Raw genomic sequence first — 15,679 nt, forward strand, 5'->3', positions numbered from 1 at the left:
GTTTTTGGTTTAATGTTGATTTTATGATGGCGGTCATGTTTTAAACCTGTGAAATAACCCGCGACCAATAAAACCGGCCCTTCGTTAAATTATGAGATCCCGCGCACATTTAATAATTCTGTGAATTTAAGTGTGAAATAACGTAATTGAGCATTCCGCCGCTTACTCCGAAGATGAGCGCATCCCTTACGCCGGGCACCGTTACCAAGGAGTCACTCATGCAATCCTATTTTGATCAGCTAGAACAGGTTCGTTACGAAGGCACCAGCAGCAATAACCCGTTGGCTTTCCGCCACTACAACCCCGATGAAATCATCCTCGGCAAACGTATGGCCGACCATCTGCGCTTCGCCGCCTGCTACTGGCACACTTTCTGCTGGAACGGGGCAGACATGTTCGGCATTGGGGCCTTCGATCGCCCTTGGCAACAGCCGGGCGAAGCGCTGGAGCTGGCTAAACGCAAGGCTGATGTGGCGTTCGAGTTTTTCCATAAGCTGAACGTGCCTTACTACTGCTTCCACGATATCGACGTGTCACCGGAAGGGGCCACGTTAAAAGAGTATCTGAACAATTTTGCGATCATGACCGACGTGCTGGCTGAGAAACAGCAAAGCAGCGGCGTGAAGCTGCTGTGGGGCACCGCCAACTGCTTCACCCATCCGCGTTACGGTGCCGGGGCGGCGACCAATCCGGATCCGGAAGTCTTCAGCTGGGCTGCCACTCAGGTGTTCACGGCCATGAATGCTACCCACAAACTGGGCGGTGAAAACTATGTGCTGTGGGGCGGGCGTGAAGGCTATGAAACCCTGCTCAATACCGATCTGCGCCAGGAGCGTGAACAGATTGGCCGCTTTATGCAGATGGTGGTTGAGCACAAACATAAGATCGGCTTCCAGGGAACGCTGCTGATCGAGCCCAAACCCCAGGAGCCGACCAAGCATCAGTACGATTACGACGTCGCCACCGTTTACGGTTTCCTTAAACAGTTCGGCCTGGAAAAAGAGATCAAGGTAAACATCGAGGCCAATCACGCCACGCTGGCCGGGCATTCGTTCCACCACGAGATCGCCACCGCCATCGCGCTGGGGATTTTCGGCTCGGTCGATGCCAACCGGGGCGATCCACAGCTAGGTTGGGATACCGATCAGTTCCCGAACAGCGTGGAGGAAAACGCGCTGGTGATGTTCGAAATCCTCAAGGCCGGCGGTTTCACTACCGGCGGGCTGAACTTTGACTCGAAGGTGCGCCGCCAAAGTACCGACAAATATGATCTGTTCTACGGCCATATCGGCGCTATGGACACCATGGCGCTGGCGCTGAAAGTGGCCGCCCGCATGATCGAAGATGGTCAGCTACATCAGCAGGTTGCCAAACGCTATGCCGGTTGGAACGGTGAGCTGGGCCAACAGATCCTGCAAGGGAAACTGTCGCTCGAAGCGCTGGCACAGCACGCCGAGCAACAGGTGCTGGCCCCACAACATGTCAGCGGGCATCAGGAAAAGCTGGAGAACCTGGTCAACCGCTACCTGTTCGGCTAACTCTCTACGGCGCGGTGGGTCCGCTCACCGCGCTTCAAAGGATCCGTGCTCATGTACATTGGAATCGATCTCGGTACTTCCGGCGTGAAAGTCATCCTGCTAGGCGAGCAAGGCCAACTGCTGGCCAGCCAGAGTGAACCACTGCCCATCTCACGCCCCCATCCCCTATGGTCTGAACAAGACCCGCAAGATTGGTGGCAAGCCACCGACCGCGCCATGTTGGCATTAGCTAAGCAGCATAGTCTGCAACAGGTCAAAGCCATTGGCCTGACCGGCCAGATGCATGGCGCAACGTTACTGGATAAACAGCAACGGGTATTACGCCCGGCCATCCTGTGGAACGATGGCCGCAGCTTTGCGCAATGCCAGGCACTAGAACAAACCGTACCCAACTCACGTGAAATCACCGGCAACCTGATGATGCCCGGTTTCACCGCCCCCAAGCTACTGTGGGTCAAAGAGCACGAGCCACAGATTTTCCAGCAGATCGATAGGGTGTTATTGCCGAAGGATTACCTGCGCTGGTGCATCACCGGCGAGTTTGCCAGCGATATGTCCGATGCCGCAGGGACAATGTGGCTAAACGTCGCCAAACGTGACTGGAGCGACGCCATGCTTGATGCCTGCGAACTGACGCGTGAGCAGATGCCTGATCTGTTTGAAGGCAACCAGATCACCGGGCAAGTGCATAGCGAACTGGCCCAACGTTGGGGGATGGCACCGGTGCCGGTGGTGGCCGGCGGGGGTGACAATGCCGCCGGGGCGATCGGCGTTGGGCTGTATCAGGCCGGGCAGGCGATGCTGTCACTGGGTACCTCTGGCGTCTACTTCGCCGTCAGCGACGGTTTCCTCAGTAACCCGACCAGCGCGGTGCACAGCTTCTGCCATGCGCTGCCGCAGACCTGGCACCTGATGTCGGTGATGCTCAGCGCGGCGTCCTGCCTGGACTGGGCCTGCCAGTTAACCCATGTCGACAGCGTTGCCACCTTGCTGCGTAACGTTGAGCAGGCCGCTCCTGCTGAAACGCCGCTGTGGTTCTTGCCCTATCTTTCCGGCGAGCGTACGCCACACAACAACCCGAATGCCAAAGGCGCCTTCTGGGGCTTCACTCATCAACATGGGCCGAACGATCTCGCACGGGCAGTGCTGGAAGGCGTGGGTTTCGCACTGGCGGATGGCATGGACGTGCTGCATGCCAGCGGCCTGCAACCCACGGCTATCACCTTGATTGGCGGTGGTGCTCGCAGCCCGTTCTGGCGTCAGATGCTGGCCGATATCAGCGGCCAGCGGCTGGAATACCGCACCGGCGGCGACGTTGGCCCGGCATTGGGAGCCGCGCGGCTGGCACAGATTGCGCTGAACCCCGGCTACCCCTTGAGTACCCTACTGCCGGAATTACCGTTAGAGCAGGTGCATGAGCCGGATGCCGAACGGCATCAATATTATGCAGCTCAACGCCGCACCTTCCGCGAGCTTTACCGCTGCCTGCAGCCGCTGATGTAACCCCTCCCTAGCCGCACATAACCCCTCTCAATCGACGAGGGGTTTCCCTTCTTCAACGTTAGTCCGTTGTTGCCATCATGATGGCCGTTTTTGACCTTCTTTCTGCCCTATCGCTGGCGCAATATGGTGTTATACCAAATAGAGGAGGGCCGAAAATGTCACGTAGCGTACTATTGATCATCGATGTTCAACAATCTTTTCAACACCGTCCGTTCTGGCAGGAAGACGACCTGCCTGCGTTTCAACAGGCGCTGACACGCCTGATTGCGGGTTGTCAGCAGCAAGGGGTGCCGCTGGTCGACGTGTTCCATGTCTCGCCTAAGGGGCCGTTCTCTTTGGCATCTGGCTACGTGAAACGCCTGCCGTTCCTGAACCACCAGGCTGACGTTACGGTGCAAAAGCAAGTACACAATGCGCTGACTGAATCTGGCCTGGATGCCTGGCTGCGTGAACGCCAGATCAACCATCTAATCATCAGCGGTATCCGCACCGAGCAATGCTGTGAAACCACCACCCGCGTCGCCTCGGATCTAGGTTATAAAGTGACGTTTGTGACCGAAGCTACGCTCACTTTCCCAATGCATCACCCGGACGGCAGCCTCTTTACCCCCGAGCAGTTAAAGCGGCATACTGAAACCGTGCTGGTCGACCGCTTTGCCACTATTGCCAGCGTCGATGAAGCATTGGCGCAACTTTCACAGGAATAATCATGCCCAAGGCCGTTTACTTTCTGATGCTCCCCAACGTGCTGCTACTGGATGTCAGCGGCCCGGCAGAGGTATTGCGGCTAACCGGGCAGTTCCAGCTGCACTATGTCAGCCCGGTGCCGCAAATTTCCTGTTCCATCGGCATGACCATCGGCCAGCTAGCTCCCTTGCCGCAACAGTGGAACGAAGGGGATATTCTGGTGATACCGGGGGTGGCAGACTCAACGCATTACTTTGCTAGCGAGGAAGCGGCTCTGGCACGCAATTGGCTCCAGGCATTGCGCCCGGCTTTGGCCCAGCGGCAGATAGATCTGGTATGCGTCTGTTCCGGTGCGCTGTTGGCCGCCCAGGCCGGATTGCTCGACGGCTATCATTGCACCACTCACCACGCCGTGATCGAGCGCTTGCGCCAGCAGGCACCGGCAGCACAGGTGAAGGAAAACCGTATTTTCGTTGAGGATCGTGGGGTGTTTACCAGCGCGGGCATCACCGCCGGTATCGATTTGGCCCTGCACCTGGTCAATCAGCACTGTGGGGCTGACCGTACGCTGGAGATTGCCCGTGAGATGGTGGTTTATTTCCGCCGCTCCGGCGACGATCCGCAGCTCTCCCCGTGGTTACGCTATCGCAATCATCTGCATCCAGCCGTGCACCGGGCGCAGGATGTGATGGCCGCCGAGCCGGAGGCCGAGTGGTCGGTCCCTCAGGTAGCGGAGAAAGCCCACGTCAGCAGCCGCCATCTGGCCCGGCTGTTCCGTCTGCATATCGGCCTCAGCGTGCGGGAATACCATGAGCAATTGCGGCTGGCGGTAGCACAGCAACGCCTGCAACAAGGTTACGGCCTGGAAAAAGCCGCGCTAACCGCAGGCTTCTCCTCTGGGCGCCAACTGCGGCGGGCACAGCAGCGCTGGCAGGCTTAAGACACCAGCCGCCGGGTATCCACTTTCTGTAACCCCATCGACAACAGCAGGCTCACGCCAAGCGCCATGCCAAACACCCAGAAGATATCCAACAGCGGGTAGGCCGGAAACTCCCAGTGCTGGTTACGCATCACGTTAACGATCAGGGCATGAAAGCCGTAGATCGCCAGCGAGTGGCGGGAGATCACGCCTAGCCAGCCGATTGGATTCGGCAGGCAGTTTTTGCACCACACCAGCAGCGAGACCGCCGCCACAAATACCAAGGGGCCGGTGTACATATAAAACGTATCGGCAAAGCTGCCGTTGATAAACATCTGGCTTTTGGTGCCACGGATAATCAGGACCACGCTAACAATAAAGCACAGCACCGCCAACAGGCTCATACCGCGCCGTTGGGTAGCCATCATGCCGATCGCTCGCCCTGCCAAGGCATACAGCAGGTAATAGAAGGTATCGCCAAAGATGTACAGGTTCACCGGTAGTAGCTGGACATTATCCAGGGTCAGCTTGCTGGTATTAGGGTTGGCGATAATCGCCAGAATGACGATCACCCCGGCCAGATAGCGGCCAGAAACCGGTTTGACGCTGATCAGCAGCGAAAGCAGGTAGACCACCGCAATGGCATAAAAGAACCACAGGTGATAAAACACCGGCTTTTGCAGGATAGCGCGCAACGAGGGCCAAAAGCCGATGCGGGTAAAGCAGGCAATATAAATCAGGGCAATGGCGCTGTAGAACAAAATACAGCAGGTAATGCGGATAAAGTGTTTTTGGTTGGCACTGCGCTCACCAAAAAACAGAAAGCCGGAAATCATAAAAAACAGCGGCACCGAAGCCCGTGAAAGCGAGTTCAATACGTTAGCCATATCCCAGTTATGTTCACCCACAGCCACACCGTTGGCGACGTAGTAGGTGGTCGCGTGGATCATCACCACCATCATGCACGCCAGCGCACGTAAGTTATCTATCCAACCAATTTTATTGCTCATTGCTGCCCGTCAGTTGCCTATAATTCTGTCATATACCCTATGGATTTCGAGCTGCAGCTAGGCGCCCAGTTATCTCATCCCCAGGAGCTTACTTTAGTAAGTGACTGGGGTGAGATAGTGCAGGTAACAACGCTGCAGCTTGAAAGACGACGGGTATAGAGAAATGTTAATCAGAGGTTATAGCTCAGGGGGGCTCAGCACAACGCTTAAAAGCGCTATTAAGAATGAGCCTAAAATCACCTTATGATTGCCAAGGTGAACAATTGGCGGCAAAATAGCCGCCACAACTCGCTCAGTTTGCGCTCTCCCGCCCTGGCAGTTCCTTATTTCTTCTTTACTATCAGTAAAATAAAAATGAAAACATCATTACCCCCTGCGGCACTTCTGGGCCGACAGGCGCTTTTATTCCCACTTTGTCTGGTACTGTTCGAATTCGCGACCTATATCGCCAACGATATGATCCAGCCCGGTATGCTGGCGGTCGTGGCCGATTTCAACGCCGGTGTGGAATGGGTGCCCACCTCAATGACCGCCTATCTGGCTGGCGGCATTTTCCTGCAGTGGCTGCTTGGCCCGCTGTCAGATCGCCGTGGCCGCCGCCCGGTGATGCTGGCCGGGGTGCTGTTCTTTATCGTCACCTGTCTGGCCATTCTGCTGGTCACCAATATCGAACAGTTTATCGTGATGCGCTTCCTGCAAGGGATCGGCCTGTGCTTTATCGGCGCGGTGGGCTATGCCACCATTCAGGAGTCGTTTGAAGAGGCGACATGTATCAAAATCACCGCGCTGATGGCTAACGTGGCGTTGATCGCCCCGCTGCTGGGGCCGTTGGCCGGGGCCGCCTGGGTTCACGTCGCCTCCTGGCAGAGCATGTTTGTACTGTTTGCTGCCCTGGCCGCGATTGCCTTTGTCGGCCTGTGGAAAGCCATGCCTGAAACCGCCACGCTGCGGGGGGAAGCCTTCTCGGCGGCCAATCTGTGGCGGGACTATCGTCAGGTGCTGGCCAATCGGCGCTTTATCTGTGGTTCATTGGCTATCGGCTTTGCCAGCCTGCCGTTGTTGGCCTGGATTGCCCAATCTCCGGTGATCCTGATCAAGGGTGAGTCACTCTCGGCGCTGGACTATGGCTTGTTGCAAATTCCGGTGTTTGGCGCGCTGATCCTCGGCAACCTGACGCTAGCTCGCATCACCGGCAAACTCAGTATTGAACGCCCGATCAAGCTGGGCGCATGGCCGATGCTGCTGGGCCTGCTGCTCGCCGCACTGGCCACGGTATTTTCCGCCCATGCCTACCTATGGATGACCGCCGGGCTGAGCCTTTATGCTTACGGCATTGGTTTGGCGAACGCCGGTCTGTATCGCCTGACGCTGTTTTCCAGCAACGTGAGCAAAGGTGCCGTTTCGGCCGTGATGGGGATGCTGAGCATGTCGGTGTTCACCATTGGCATCGAGCTGGCCAAGGTAGCCTATGTCTGGGGCGGTAACGGGTTATTCAGCCTGTTCAATCTGGTCAGTGGCCTGTGTTGGCTGATGTTGACGGCGCTGTTCCTCAGTAAACACCGTGGTGGCGCCACTCCCGCACCGAGTGCCACAGTGTAATGGTTAATCAACCCTCTCCCTTTGGGAGAGGGTTAGCGTGAAGGGTCAGAACAGCCCCATCGGTTTCTCGGAGTAGCTCACCAGCAGGCACTTGGTCTGCTGATAGTGCTCCAACATCATCTTATGGGTTTCCCGCCCGATCCCCGACTGTTTGTAGCCGCCGAACGCCGCATGTGCCGGGTAGGCATGGTAGCAGTTGGTCCAGACGCGGCCCGCCTGAATGTTGCGCCCCATCTGGTAGGCAATGTTGCCGTTGCGGCTCCACACCCCGGCCCCCAGGCCAAAATCGGTATCATTGGCCAGCGCCAGCGCTTCATCCATATCCTTGAAAGTGGTCACCGCCAGCACCGGGCCAAAAATCTCTTCCTGGAATACCCGCATGCTGTTCTTACCGAACAGAATGGTAGGCTCCATGTAGTACCCTTGTGCCAACCCGCCATCCAGCGCCTTACGTCGGCCACCGGTCAGCACCTTGGCCCCTTCCTGCTTGCCGATCTCGATGTAGTTGAGGATGGTCTTCATCTGCCCTTCGGAAACCTGCGCCCCCATTTGGGTGCTGGCGTCCAACGGGTTGCCGCTACGGATGCTCTCCACCCGTTTGATCGCCCGTTCCATAAAGCGCTCGTAGATCGATTCCTGCACCAGCGCCCGGCTCGGACAGGTACAGACTTCCCCCTGGTTGAAGGCAAACAGCGCAAAGCCTTCCAGCGCCTTGTCGAAGAACGAGTCCTCTTTATCCATCACGTCGGCAAAGAAGATGTTGGGTGACTTGCCGCCCAGTTCCAGCGTCACCGGAATGATGTTCTGGGTGGCGTAGCCCATGATTTGGCGGCCCACTTCGGTCGAACCGGTAAAGGCCACTTTAGCGATGCGCTTGGAGGTGGCCAGATATTCCCCGATTTCACCGCCTGCGCCGTTGACCACGTTGATCACCCCTGGCGGCAGGATGTCCTGGATCAGTTCCATCAGCACCAGTACCGATAGCGGCGTCAGCTTGGCCGGTTTCAGCACGATGCAGTTACCCGCTGCCAGCGCTGGCGCCATCTTCCAGCACGCCATCAGCAGCGGGAAGTTCCACGGAATGATTTGTGCCACCACACCCATCGGTTCGTGGAAGTGATAGGCCACCGTCTCTGAGTCGATCTCACTAATCCCGCCCTCTTGTGCACGTACGCAGGCAGCAAAGTAGCGGAAATGGTCGATAGCTAACGGAACGTCGGCATTGACGGTTTCGCGGATCGGTTTGCCGTTATCCCAGGTTTCTGCCGCCGCCAGCAGATCGATATTCTGCTCCATGCGATCGGCGACCCGGTTGAGCAAATTGGCGCGCGCCTGCACCGACATTTTCCCCCATGCCCCTTTGGCATCGTGGGCCGCATCCAGCGCCAACTCGATATCCTGGGAGGAGGAGCTGGCCACTTCGCACAACGTCTGGCCGGTGATCGGCGTCAGGTTGGTGTAATACTCGCCCTGTACCGGCGCCACCCAGGCACCACCGATAAAGTTGTCATAACGTTTTTTCAGCTTGAGAGGAAACCCGGTGTTTTCAGGCGTGAGGTGACTTGCCGTAGTGGTATTCGCCATTTGTATCTCCTTTTAACGTGGCTGCAACCTTACCGCCCGCAGACGGTAAGCAGGTTCACGGCACCATGGCCGCAGATCCGGTGATCAAACTTAAGAAGCGGTGAACGATCTCTAGCCGGAATGATAGGGGTTTATGAGGAGAAATGGCGAAACAATGCTCAAACGCATGAAGGGTGTCACAATCTTTTAAACTGGGTGCAACAATATGCACCCATAATTTCAACCGCCAAACAGCCCGCGATCCCGCAGCAGGTGCTGGTTCCCCTTACGCCGGGTAAAGCCGCTGCGATCGAAGAATTCCAGCACCTGGATCGCCAGCTTGCGGCCAACCCCCAGCCGATCGCGGAAATCACCGGCATTGGTGCTGCCTTGCGTGGCGTCGAGCTCGCGGATCATTGCGGCAAACTGTTCGATACGCTGGCTGAGGTAGTAGCGATCGACCACCACGGCGGTGACGTAGCCAAGCTGTGCCGCCTTGCGCAACGCGGCGCGAACGCTGTTTTCCTCTTCGCCCAACGAGGCGGCCAGATCGCGCACCCACCAGGGATCGTCACCAAACAGCGGCTCAATGCGGCTCCACAGCGCCTGTTGCTCGCTGCTGAATGCCAAACCGTGGTCCGGCAGGTGCAGCCAACCGCGCGTATTGCGCAGCAACCCCGCCGCCAGCAGCCGATCGATCATCATAAATACCAGCGGCTCATGCAGCGCCGGTAACGCCATTCGGCGCAGACGAGCCCGCCCCAGGCCTAGCTGATCGGCATGTTGCTGATGGTATTCGGCCAACACCTGCAACAGGCGTTGCTCATGCGCTTGCACGTTGGTTGGGGCTAGCGCCATGTCGCCGGAGATCATCAGGGCATAGCCCGCCAGCAGTTCCTGCAGACCGTCATCCGTCAGTTGTCGCGCCCAGGCAAACGCGGCCAAATCCAGTGCGCCACCCGGCAAGCGCAAATCCAGCACCTGCCCATCGCTGGATGCCTGAGCCAGCGCGGCCAGCCAGGCCAGATATTCCGGCTGACGCTTGCCCCGTTTCGGCGAGGAAAGCCCCAGCACGCGTGCAGCGCCCAGCGTTTGGCGTGCGCTGATATCCCGCAGTACCAACCGATCGTTTTCCACCAGCCACAGCGGACGATCGAGGATCAGCTCCGCCAGGTTATCGGCCAGTAGCGCAATGCGCCCGGTGATATGGCTGGCGGCATGGTGAATATGCAGCGACTGCCAGTGCTGTATCGGCGCATCGGCCTCTATCACCACCAGAATACGTTCTACCGCCGCTGGCGGTTGTTGCGCCAACAGCCAGTCGCCGCGCGTTAGCTGGTCTTTGCTGACGTCACCGCTGATATTCAGCGCAATGCGCTGCCCGGCAACCGCTTGATCTGTCGCCTGATTCTGCGCATGCAAGCCGCGCACCCGCACTGGCACATCCGCACCGGTCAGCCACAGCGTATCGCCTACCGCCACGCTGCCGCCCAGCGCCGTCCCTGTCACCACCAGCCCGGCACCTTTAACGCTGAAGGCGCGATCCACCGCTAGCCGAAAACGCCGGGAGAGTAAGTGCTCACCGGGTTGCAGCGCCAACAGATGCTGGCGCAGCTCATCAATGCCTTCTCCCAGGGCCGCCGCAGTAACAAACACCGACACATCATGCCAGCCCTGCTGTGCCAATTCGGCCAACACCTGGGTTTGCACTTCAGCGATTCGTGCAGGATCTACACGGTCAGCTTTGGTTAACGCCACCGTCAACTGCGCCCTGCCGCTCAGGCGCAGGATCGCCAGGTGCTCACGGGTTTGCGCCATTACGCCATCGTCACAGGCCACCACCAGCAGCGCATGGTCGATGCCGCCAATGCCCGCCAGCATGTTAGCGAGGAATTTTTCATGGCCGGGAACGTCGATAAACCCCAGCACGCGGCCATCGGGCTGCGGCCAATAGGCATAACCAAGATCGATGGTCATGCCACGGCGTTGCTCCTCCGGCAGGCGATCGGCATTGATGCCGGTGATCGCCTGCAGCAGGGTAGTTTTACCGTGGTCGACATGGCCAGCGGTGGCGATAATCATGCGCTCAGCGCCTCAACCAGTGCGCCCTCCTGTTCCAGGCAACGTAGATCGAGCCACAGTTTGCCGTCGTTGATACGGCCAATGACCGGCTGCGGCAAGCTACGCCACTGCTGGGCCAAGCCTTCTAAGGTTGCGCCCCGGCCATCGAGTGGGGTAAAGGTCAATGCGTAGCTCGGCAGGCGATCTACCGGCAACGAACCGCTGCCAATCTGTGACCAGCACGGCTCGCTACGCAGCTCGAAACGGCCAGCAAACCGCGAAGCCAACTGGCTTTGCAAACGTTCGGCGGTTTCCTGCATCTGTTGCTGTGGGCGGGTCAGTAAGCGCAAGGTGGGTAAGTGTTCTGCCAGTAACTCTGGCTGTTGATACAACCGCAGCGTGGCTTCCAGCGCCGCCAAGGTAATTTTGCCGACGCGCAGAGCGCGCTTGAGCGGATGCTGTTGCAAACGGGCGATGAGATCTTTTTTACCTACGATAATCCCGGCCTGCGGCCCGCCCAGCAATTTATCACCGGAGAAGGTCACCAGATCGACACCTGCAGCGATCAAGCGTTGCGGCATCGGTTCGGCTGGCAAGCCGTATTGCGCCATGTCGATCAGCGAGCCACTGCCCAAATCGGTCGCCACAGGAATGCCGTATTCGTGGCCCAACACCGCCAGTTCGCTTTCATCGACCGCAGCGGTAAACCCTTGAATGCTGTAATTACTGGTGTGCACCTTCATCAACAGGCCGGTTTGCTCGTTGATGGCGGCACGATAATCTTTCAGATGTGTACGGTTGGTGGTGCCGACTTCCACCAGTTGGCAGCCAGCCTGGCGCATGACGTCCGGGATACGGAACGCGCCGCCAATCTCCACCAACTCGCCACGTGATACCACCACTTGCTGGCCCGGTGCCACTGCCGCCAGCATCAATAGCACCGCCGCCGCGTTATTGTTGACGATGCAGGCATCTTCCGCCCCGGTGAGCTGGCAGAGCAAGTCCGCGATGGCCCGATCGCGATGCCCACGGCCTGCGCCATCCAAATCGTATTCCAGCGTCACGGCACTGCCCATGGCACTGACCACCGCATCCACTGCCGGTTGCGCCAACAGCGCTCGCCCCAGATTGGTGTGTAGCACGGTGCCGCTGAGGTTAAATACCGGTTGCAACGCCGGGCGCTGCTGTTGTTCCAGGCGTGCCTGTAGCGCCTGCGGCCAGTCCTGACACCAGGCGGGCAGCTGTTGCTGCGTCTTGATGGCTTCACGCGCCTGTGTCTGCATCTGGCGCAGTAGTTCGCTGATAAGCGTCTGGCCGTGTTTGGCGACGGCGGGTTCAACCGCAGGATCGCGCAGCAGGCGGTCAATGGCAGGTAACTGGCTGTATAGGTGCTGGGATTCAGTGCTCATGGTCACTCGATTTTTCAGTGTCCGGTTATCGGCAAACTGGCTTATTGGCGTGCCGAGCTAAACCAGTCAGGTTATTTAACCTGCATGGTATCAATAATTCGCTGTACCAGGGCATGATGTAGATCCGGTGTTTTAGCTGGTGTTAACAGCTGCAACGTCACGACCCGTTTATTGAACACCGTCAACACGATGGTGGAAACCAGTTTTTGCCCGTTTACCGTCTGTTCAGTATCCAAACGATGGAACTTCTGCTTACCGACGGTGAAATTCTCTTCTTTGGTTTTCTTGATGTTCTGATAGCGGTCGGACAGCTCAGTAATGATGCTTTGCGTCAGCTCTTTGAGCATCGCATCGCTGGTATTGATCTTCATGTCTGCTGGCGGGATCACTTCCGAAGCGACGGTGCGCTGGCGCGATTTGCTGTCGAGAAACAGCTGAATGGTCGACTTGTCGTCGTTGATGATGCCGCTCAGCTTGGTCTGATCGCTGAAGCCCGGCGGCAGTTCAAAGGTGATTTGGCCTTTTTGCAGCGAGACGTTCAGGCCAGGGACGGGCTTGGGTTCTTCCACCGGCGGCGCTGGAGCTGGCGTTACGGGTTGTGTCACTACCGGTTTTGGCGCGGGGGCGGGGACTTCCGGCTTTTTGCTGTCCTGATTATCGCAGGCTACCAGCCCGGTAAGCAGCACGGCTAACGCCGCGCCTTTGGCAAGGGTCTTCAACATCATGTCTTCCTTTCGCGTTACGCGTCTTGACGTAACGGTAGCAACTCGCTTGCCGGTTTGCCAGATGTCTAATCCGAAAGTCGATGCGGCCCCCTCATGCCCCCTCTCGCTAGGGAGAGGGGGCTGCAAAAGTGATGGAGTTGAGTTGAGCAATTACCGTGGCAAGGGTCGAATAAAAAAACCCAACTGTCATTATTCCCCAGGGAACAGGAACGGGTTGATACTGCTGCGCGCAAAGCCTTCCTCTTCCATCTTGGCATCGAGGATAAGCGAAGCCAGATCGTCGGCCACCGCCTCGACCTTCGGGTCCTTCTCCTGATAGAGGATCTTCAGGTAGGTGCCGCAATCGCCACAGCTTTCCGCTTTCACCGCCGCCTGCTCACTTTCCAGTGACCAGTAGTTGAGATCGCCGGTTTGCTCGCAGTTGCTGCATTTCACCCGCACCACGTGCCATTCGCTCTCGCACAGGTTGCAGTGCAGATAGCGCAGGCCGTTCACGGTACCAAGATGCACCACGCTGGAAACCGGGATACTGCCGCACACCGGGCAGAACTGGCGATGCTCGCCGTACTCGGCCCGGGCCTTGCCAGGGATCTGGCTGGCCATCTGCGTCCAGTACAACGACAGCGCGGCCCAAAGGAACGGGGCTTTGTCGCTACCTACTTTGGCAAACTCGCCTTTCAGCAGGGCGCTGGCCAAAAGCTCCAACTCATGGGACGAGGATTTCTCCAAATTATCCAACACCGCCAGCACGTGTTCCGGTGCCTGCGGGCGCAGTTCTGCGATCAGCGATGCCAGCAGCTTGTGCCAGTGTTCGCTGCGCGGATAGACGCTGATGTCCAACGGCGGCTTGCCGCTGGCGGCGCTCTGGGTCAGCGTTTCACCGAGATCCAGCTCCAGCGGATTATCGTGGCAGGCGTTGTTCTGCGCCTGCGCAATGCTGGCAGCAAAGTTGAGATAGTCACCCAGCGGATGGTCTGCGGCCAGTTGCTGCAGACGTTCGGCTCGGCGGGTATAAAGGCTCTTCAAGTTGGCGAAAAGTAACGGCGGAATAGTTTCCGCCGTTGAAGACTTTTCACGCTGTGCCCCTAACTGCTCTTTAGGAACGATGCGGATACTCATCTGGGTTTGTCTTCCTGTTGTTTCTCGCGGACCTCACGGTACCAGCGCGGGTGATGCTTCTTGGCCCAGGCAGCCGGCACCCAACCTTCCACCATCGCGGTAATGGTGCCTTTTACCCACAACGCGGCGTAAATGTGCACCATAATCACGATGATCAACCCCACCGCTGCCAACGAATGCACCACCAACGCGATGCGGATCAGCGGAATGGAGAAGGAGGGGGCAAAGTATGGCCGCCAGATAACGATACCACTGGCCAGCAACAGCACCAGACTGATAATCGCCGCCCAGAATACGCACTTCTGACCGAAATTATAACGCCCAGTGTCACCCACTTCCTCATTCATGGCGATTTTGTGGATGTTTTTCGCCCAGACGATATCTTCCCGGTTGATCAGGTTGTGCTTCCAGTAGCGCAGGAACATCAGCAGGAACGCAACGAACATCAACACCCCGGTGAAGGGGTGAAGGATGCGTGCCAGCTGTGGCGTACCAAAGATATTCATCAGCCAGTTAAAGGACGGGAACAGGAACCCCAGCCCGCTGATGGCGGCAAAAATAAAGCAGAACGCCACAATCCAGTGGTTAATCCGCTCCGGCGCGCTGTAGCGCTGAATTGGCTTTTCCTTCCTCATTTGCGCGTCTCCTCATCATGATGCTCGTCCTTCGGATCCTGCTCTTCCTCTTCTTCAACGCGGTTTGGCCCCACGCCAACGTAGTGGAAGATACTGGCCGCGAAGGTGGCAGCAAACCCGATGGCAGCCAACGGTTTCCAGACCCCTTTCCAGAAGGTCACCGCAGGGCTGATGGTCGGGTTATCCGGTAAACCGTGATACAGCTGCGGTTTATCGGCGTGATGCAGTACGTACATCACGTGGGTGCCGCCCACGCCTGCCGGATCGTACAGACCGGCATTCTGGTAGCCACGGGTTTTCAGTTCATCGACACGTTCCGCCGCGACGTTTTTCATCGCTTCTTTGGTGCCGAAGTGGATCGCCCCGGTCGGACAGGTTTTCACACAGGCCGGTTCCTGGCCAACGCCAACACGATCGACGCACAGGGTACATTTGTACACCCGGTTGTCTTCCGCATTCATGCGTGGCACGTCGAACGGGCAACCGGCGATGCAGTAGCCACAGCCGATACAGTGTTCGGACTGGAAATCGACGATGCCGTTGGCGTACTGGATGATGGCTCCTTCCGCCGGGCACGCCTTCAGGCAGCCCGGATCGGCGCAGTGCATGCAGCCATCCTTGCGGATCAGCCACTCCAGCTTGCCGTGCTCCTCAACTTCCGAGAAGCGCATCACCGTCCACGATTTGGCGGTCAGATCGGCGGGGTTATCGTAAACCCCGACGTTGTGCCCCACTTCATCGCGGATATCATTCCATTCAGAACAGGCCACCTGGCAGGCTTTGCAGCCGATACAGGTAGTGACATCGATCAGCTTGGCCACTTCTTCCTGGTGATCGCGCGCGCGCGGTGCCGGGGTGAAGCCATTGGTGGCGGATTTACGAATGATGTCTTGAGATTGCATTGCCATAAT

At 57.9% G+C, this 15,679-nt stretch carries 13 protein-coding genes; 5 read left to right on the forward strand and 8 right to left on the reverse strand.

The window, feature by feature from the left end; translation table 11 throughout:
• Positions 1-218: 218 nt before the first annotated feature.
• From xylA to ACMV5H_RS10960, 4 genes are all read left to right on the forward strand, one after another.
• Positions 219-1,538: a xylose isomerase gene (gene xylA, locus ACMV5H_RS10945; protein WP_414821826.1), complete on the forward strand. Its 1,320-nt coding sequence runs from the start codon at positions 219-221 to the stop codon at positions 1,536-1,538.
• Positions 1,539-1,589: 51 nt separating this feature from the next.
• Entirely contained in the window at positions 1,590-3,041 is a 1,452-nt protein-coding gene (gene xylB, locus ACMV5H_RS10950; protein WP_414821827.1) for a xylulokinase, read from the forward strand.
• A 155-nt stretch (positions 3,042-3,196) separates the two neighbouring features.
• The gene (locus ACMV5H_RS10955) at positions 3,197-3,748 is read left to right on the forward strand and encodes a cysteine hydrolase family protein (protein ID WP_414821828.1); all 552 of its coding nucleotides are present in this window, start codon (positions 3,197-3,199) and stop codon (positions 3,746-3,748) included.
• Positions 3,749-3,750: 2 nt separating this feature from the next.
• A complete protein-coding gene (locus tag ACMV5H_RS10960; protein ID WP_414821829.1) occupies positions 3,751-4,668 on the forward strand; it encodes a GlxA family transcriptional regulator in 918 nt (305 codons plus the stop codon).
• Here the strand turns inward: ACMV5H_RS10960 and ACMV5H_RS10965 are convergent.
• Positions 4,665-5,657: an acyltransferase gene (locus tag ACMV5H_RS10965; protein WP_414821830.1), complete on the reverse strand. Its 993-nt coding sequence runs from the start codon at positions 5,655-5,657 to the stop codon at positions 4,665-4,667. The two genes, ACMV5H_RS10960 and ACMV5H_RS10965, sit on opposite strands and share 4 nt — an antisense overlap.
• 354 nt (positions 5,658-6,011) lie before the next feature.
• Here ACMV5H_RS10965 and ACMV5H_RS10970 point away from each other — a divergent pair, with 354 nt between their 5' ends.
• Positions 6,012-7,256, forward strand: a complete 1,245-nt coding sequence (locus ACMV5H_RS10970; RefSeq protein WP_414821831.1) for an MFS transporter — start codon at positions 6,012-6,014, stop codon at positions 7,254-7,256.
• A gap of 45 nt (positions 7,257-7,301) precedes the next feature.
• On the opposite strand, the gene ACMV5H_RS10975 is transcribed toward ACMV5H_RS10970, so the two are convergent.
• The 7 genes from ACMV5H_RS10975 to fdxH form a co-directional block, all read right to left on the reverse strand.
• On the reverse strand, positions 7,302-8,840 hold the full coding sequence (locus tag ACMV5H_RS10975) for an aldehyde dehydrogenase family protein (RefSeq protein WP_414821832.1): 1,539 nt from the start codon (positions 8,838-8,840) through the stop codon (positions 7,302-7,304).
• A gap of 219 nt (positions 8,841-9,059) precedes the next feature.
• Entirely contained in the window at positions 9,060-10,901 is a 1,842-nt protein-coding gene (gene selB, locus ACMV5H_RS10980) for a selenocysteine-specific translation elongation factor (protein ID WP_414821833.1), read from the reverse strand.
• Positions 10,898-12,289, reverse strand: coding sequence for an L-seryl-tRNA(Sec) selenium transferase (selA, locus tag ACMV5H_RS10985; protein WP_414821834.1), 1,392 nt, complete (start codon positions 12,287-12,289; stop codon positions 10,898-10,900). The genes selB and selA overlap by 4 nt, the downstream gene beginning before the upstream one ends.
• Before the next feature lie 71 nt (positions 12,290-12,360).
• The gene (locus ACMV5H_RS10990) at positions 12,361-13,011 is read right to left on the reverse strand and encodes a DcrB-related protein (protein ID WP_059199233.1); all 651 of its coding nucleotides are present in this window, start codon (positions 13,009-13,011) and stop codon (positions 12,361-12,363) included.
• A gap of 192 nt (positions 13,012-13,203) precedes the next feature.
• Positions 13,204-14,133 (reverse strand): formate dehydrogenase accessory protein FdhE, encoded by a 930-nt coding sequence (gene fdhE, locus ACMV5H_RS10995; RefSeq protein WP_115160056.1) that lies wholly within the window; start codon positions 14,131-14,133, stop codon positions 13,204-13,206.
• Positions 14,130-14,768 carry a formate dehydrogenase cytochrome b556 subunit gene (gene fdoI / locus ACMV5H_RS11000; protein WP_021181336.1) on the reverse strand — a complete coding sequence of 213 codons (639 nt, stop codon included), beginning with the start codon at positions 14,766-14,768 and terminating at the stop codon, positions 14,130-14,132. Before fdoI ends, fdhE begins: the two co-directional genes overlap by 4 nt.
• On the reverse strand, positions 14,765-15,676 hold the full coding sequence (fdxH, locus tag ACMV5H_RS11005; protein WP_024483267.1) for a formate dehydrogenase subunit beta: 912 nt from the start codon (positions 15,674-15,676) through the stop codon (positions 14,765-14,767). The genes fdoI and fdxH overlap by 4 nt, the downstream gene beginning before the upstream one ends.
• Positions 15,677-15,679: the final 3 nt, after the last annotated feature.

The organism is Serratia sp. N21D137 (assembly GCF_047530005.1).
Lineage (GTDB): Bacteria > Pseudomonadota > Gammaproteobacteria > Enterobacterales > Enterobacteriaceae > Chania > Chania fonticola_B.

Coding starts and splice junctions, on each gene's coding strand:
- ACMV5H_RS10960 (WP_414821829.1), top strand. CDS start 3,751: ATGCCCAAGGCCGTTTACTTTCTGATGCTCCCCAACGTGCTGCTACTG.
- xylB (WP_414821827.1), top strand. CDS start 1,590: ATGTACATTGGAATCGATCTCGGTACTTCCGGCGTGAAAGTCATCCTG.
- selA (WP_414821834.1), bottom strand. CDS start 12,289: ATGAGCACTGAATCCCAGCACCTATACAGCCAGTTACCTGCCATTGAC.
- ACMV5H_RS10970 (WP_414821831.1), top strand. CDS start 6,012: ATGAAAACATCATTACCCCCTGCGGCACTTCTGGGCCGACAGGCGCTT.
- xylA (WP_414821826.1), top strand. CDS start 219: ATGCAATCCTATTTTGATCAGCTAGAACAGGTTCGTTACGAAGGCACC.
- ACMV5H_RS10990 (WP_059199233.1), bottom strand. CDS start 13,011: ATGTTGAAGACCCTTGCCAAAGGCGCGGCGTTAGCCGTGCTGCTTACC.
- selB (WP_414821833.1), bottom strand. CDS start 10,901: ATGATTATCGCCACCGCTGGCCATGTCGACCACGGTAAAACTACCCTG.
- fdhE (WP_115160056.1), bottom strand. CDS start 14,133: ATGAGTATCCGCATCGTTCCTAAAGAGCAGTTAGGGGCACAGCGTGAA.
- fdxH (WP_024483267.1), bottom strand. CDS start 15,676: ATGGCAATGCAATCTCAAGACATCATTCGTAAATCCGCCACCAATGGC.
- fdoI (WP_021181336.1), bottom strand. CDS start 14,768: ATGAGGAAGGAAAAGCCAATTCAGCGCTACAGCGCGCCGGAGCGGATT.
- ACMV5H_RS10965 (WP_414821830.1), bottom strand. CDS start 5,657: ATGAGCAATAAAATTGGTTGGATAGATAACTTACGTGCGCTGGCGTGC.
- ACMV5H_RS10975 (WP_414821832.1), bottom strand. CDS start 8,840: ATGGCGAATACCACTACGGCAAGTCACCTCACGCCTGAAAACACCGGG.
- ACMV5H_RS10955 (WP_414821828.1), top strand. CDS start 3,197: ATGTCACGTAGCGTACTATTGATCATCGATGTTCAACAATCTTTTCAA.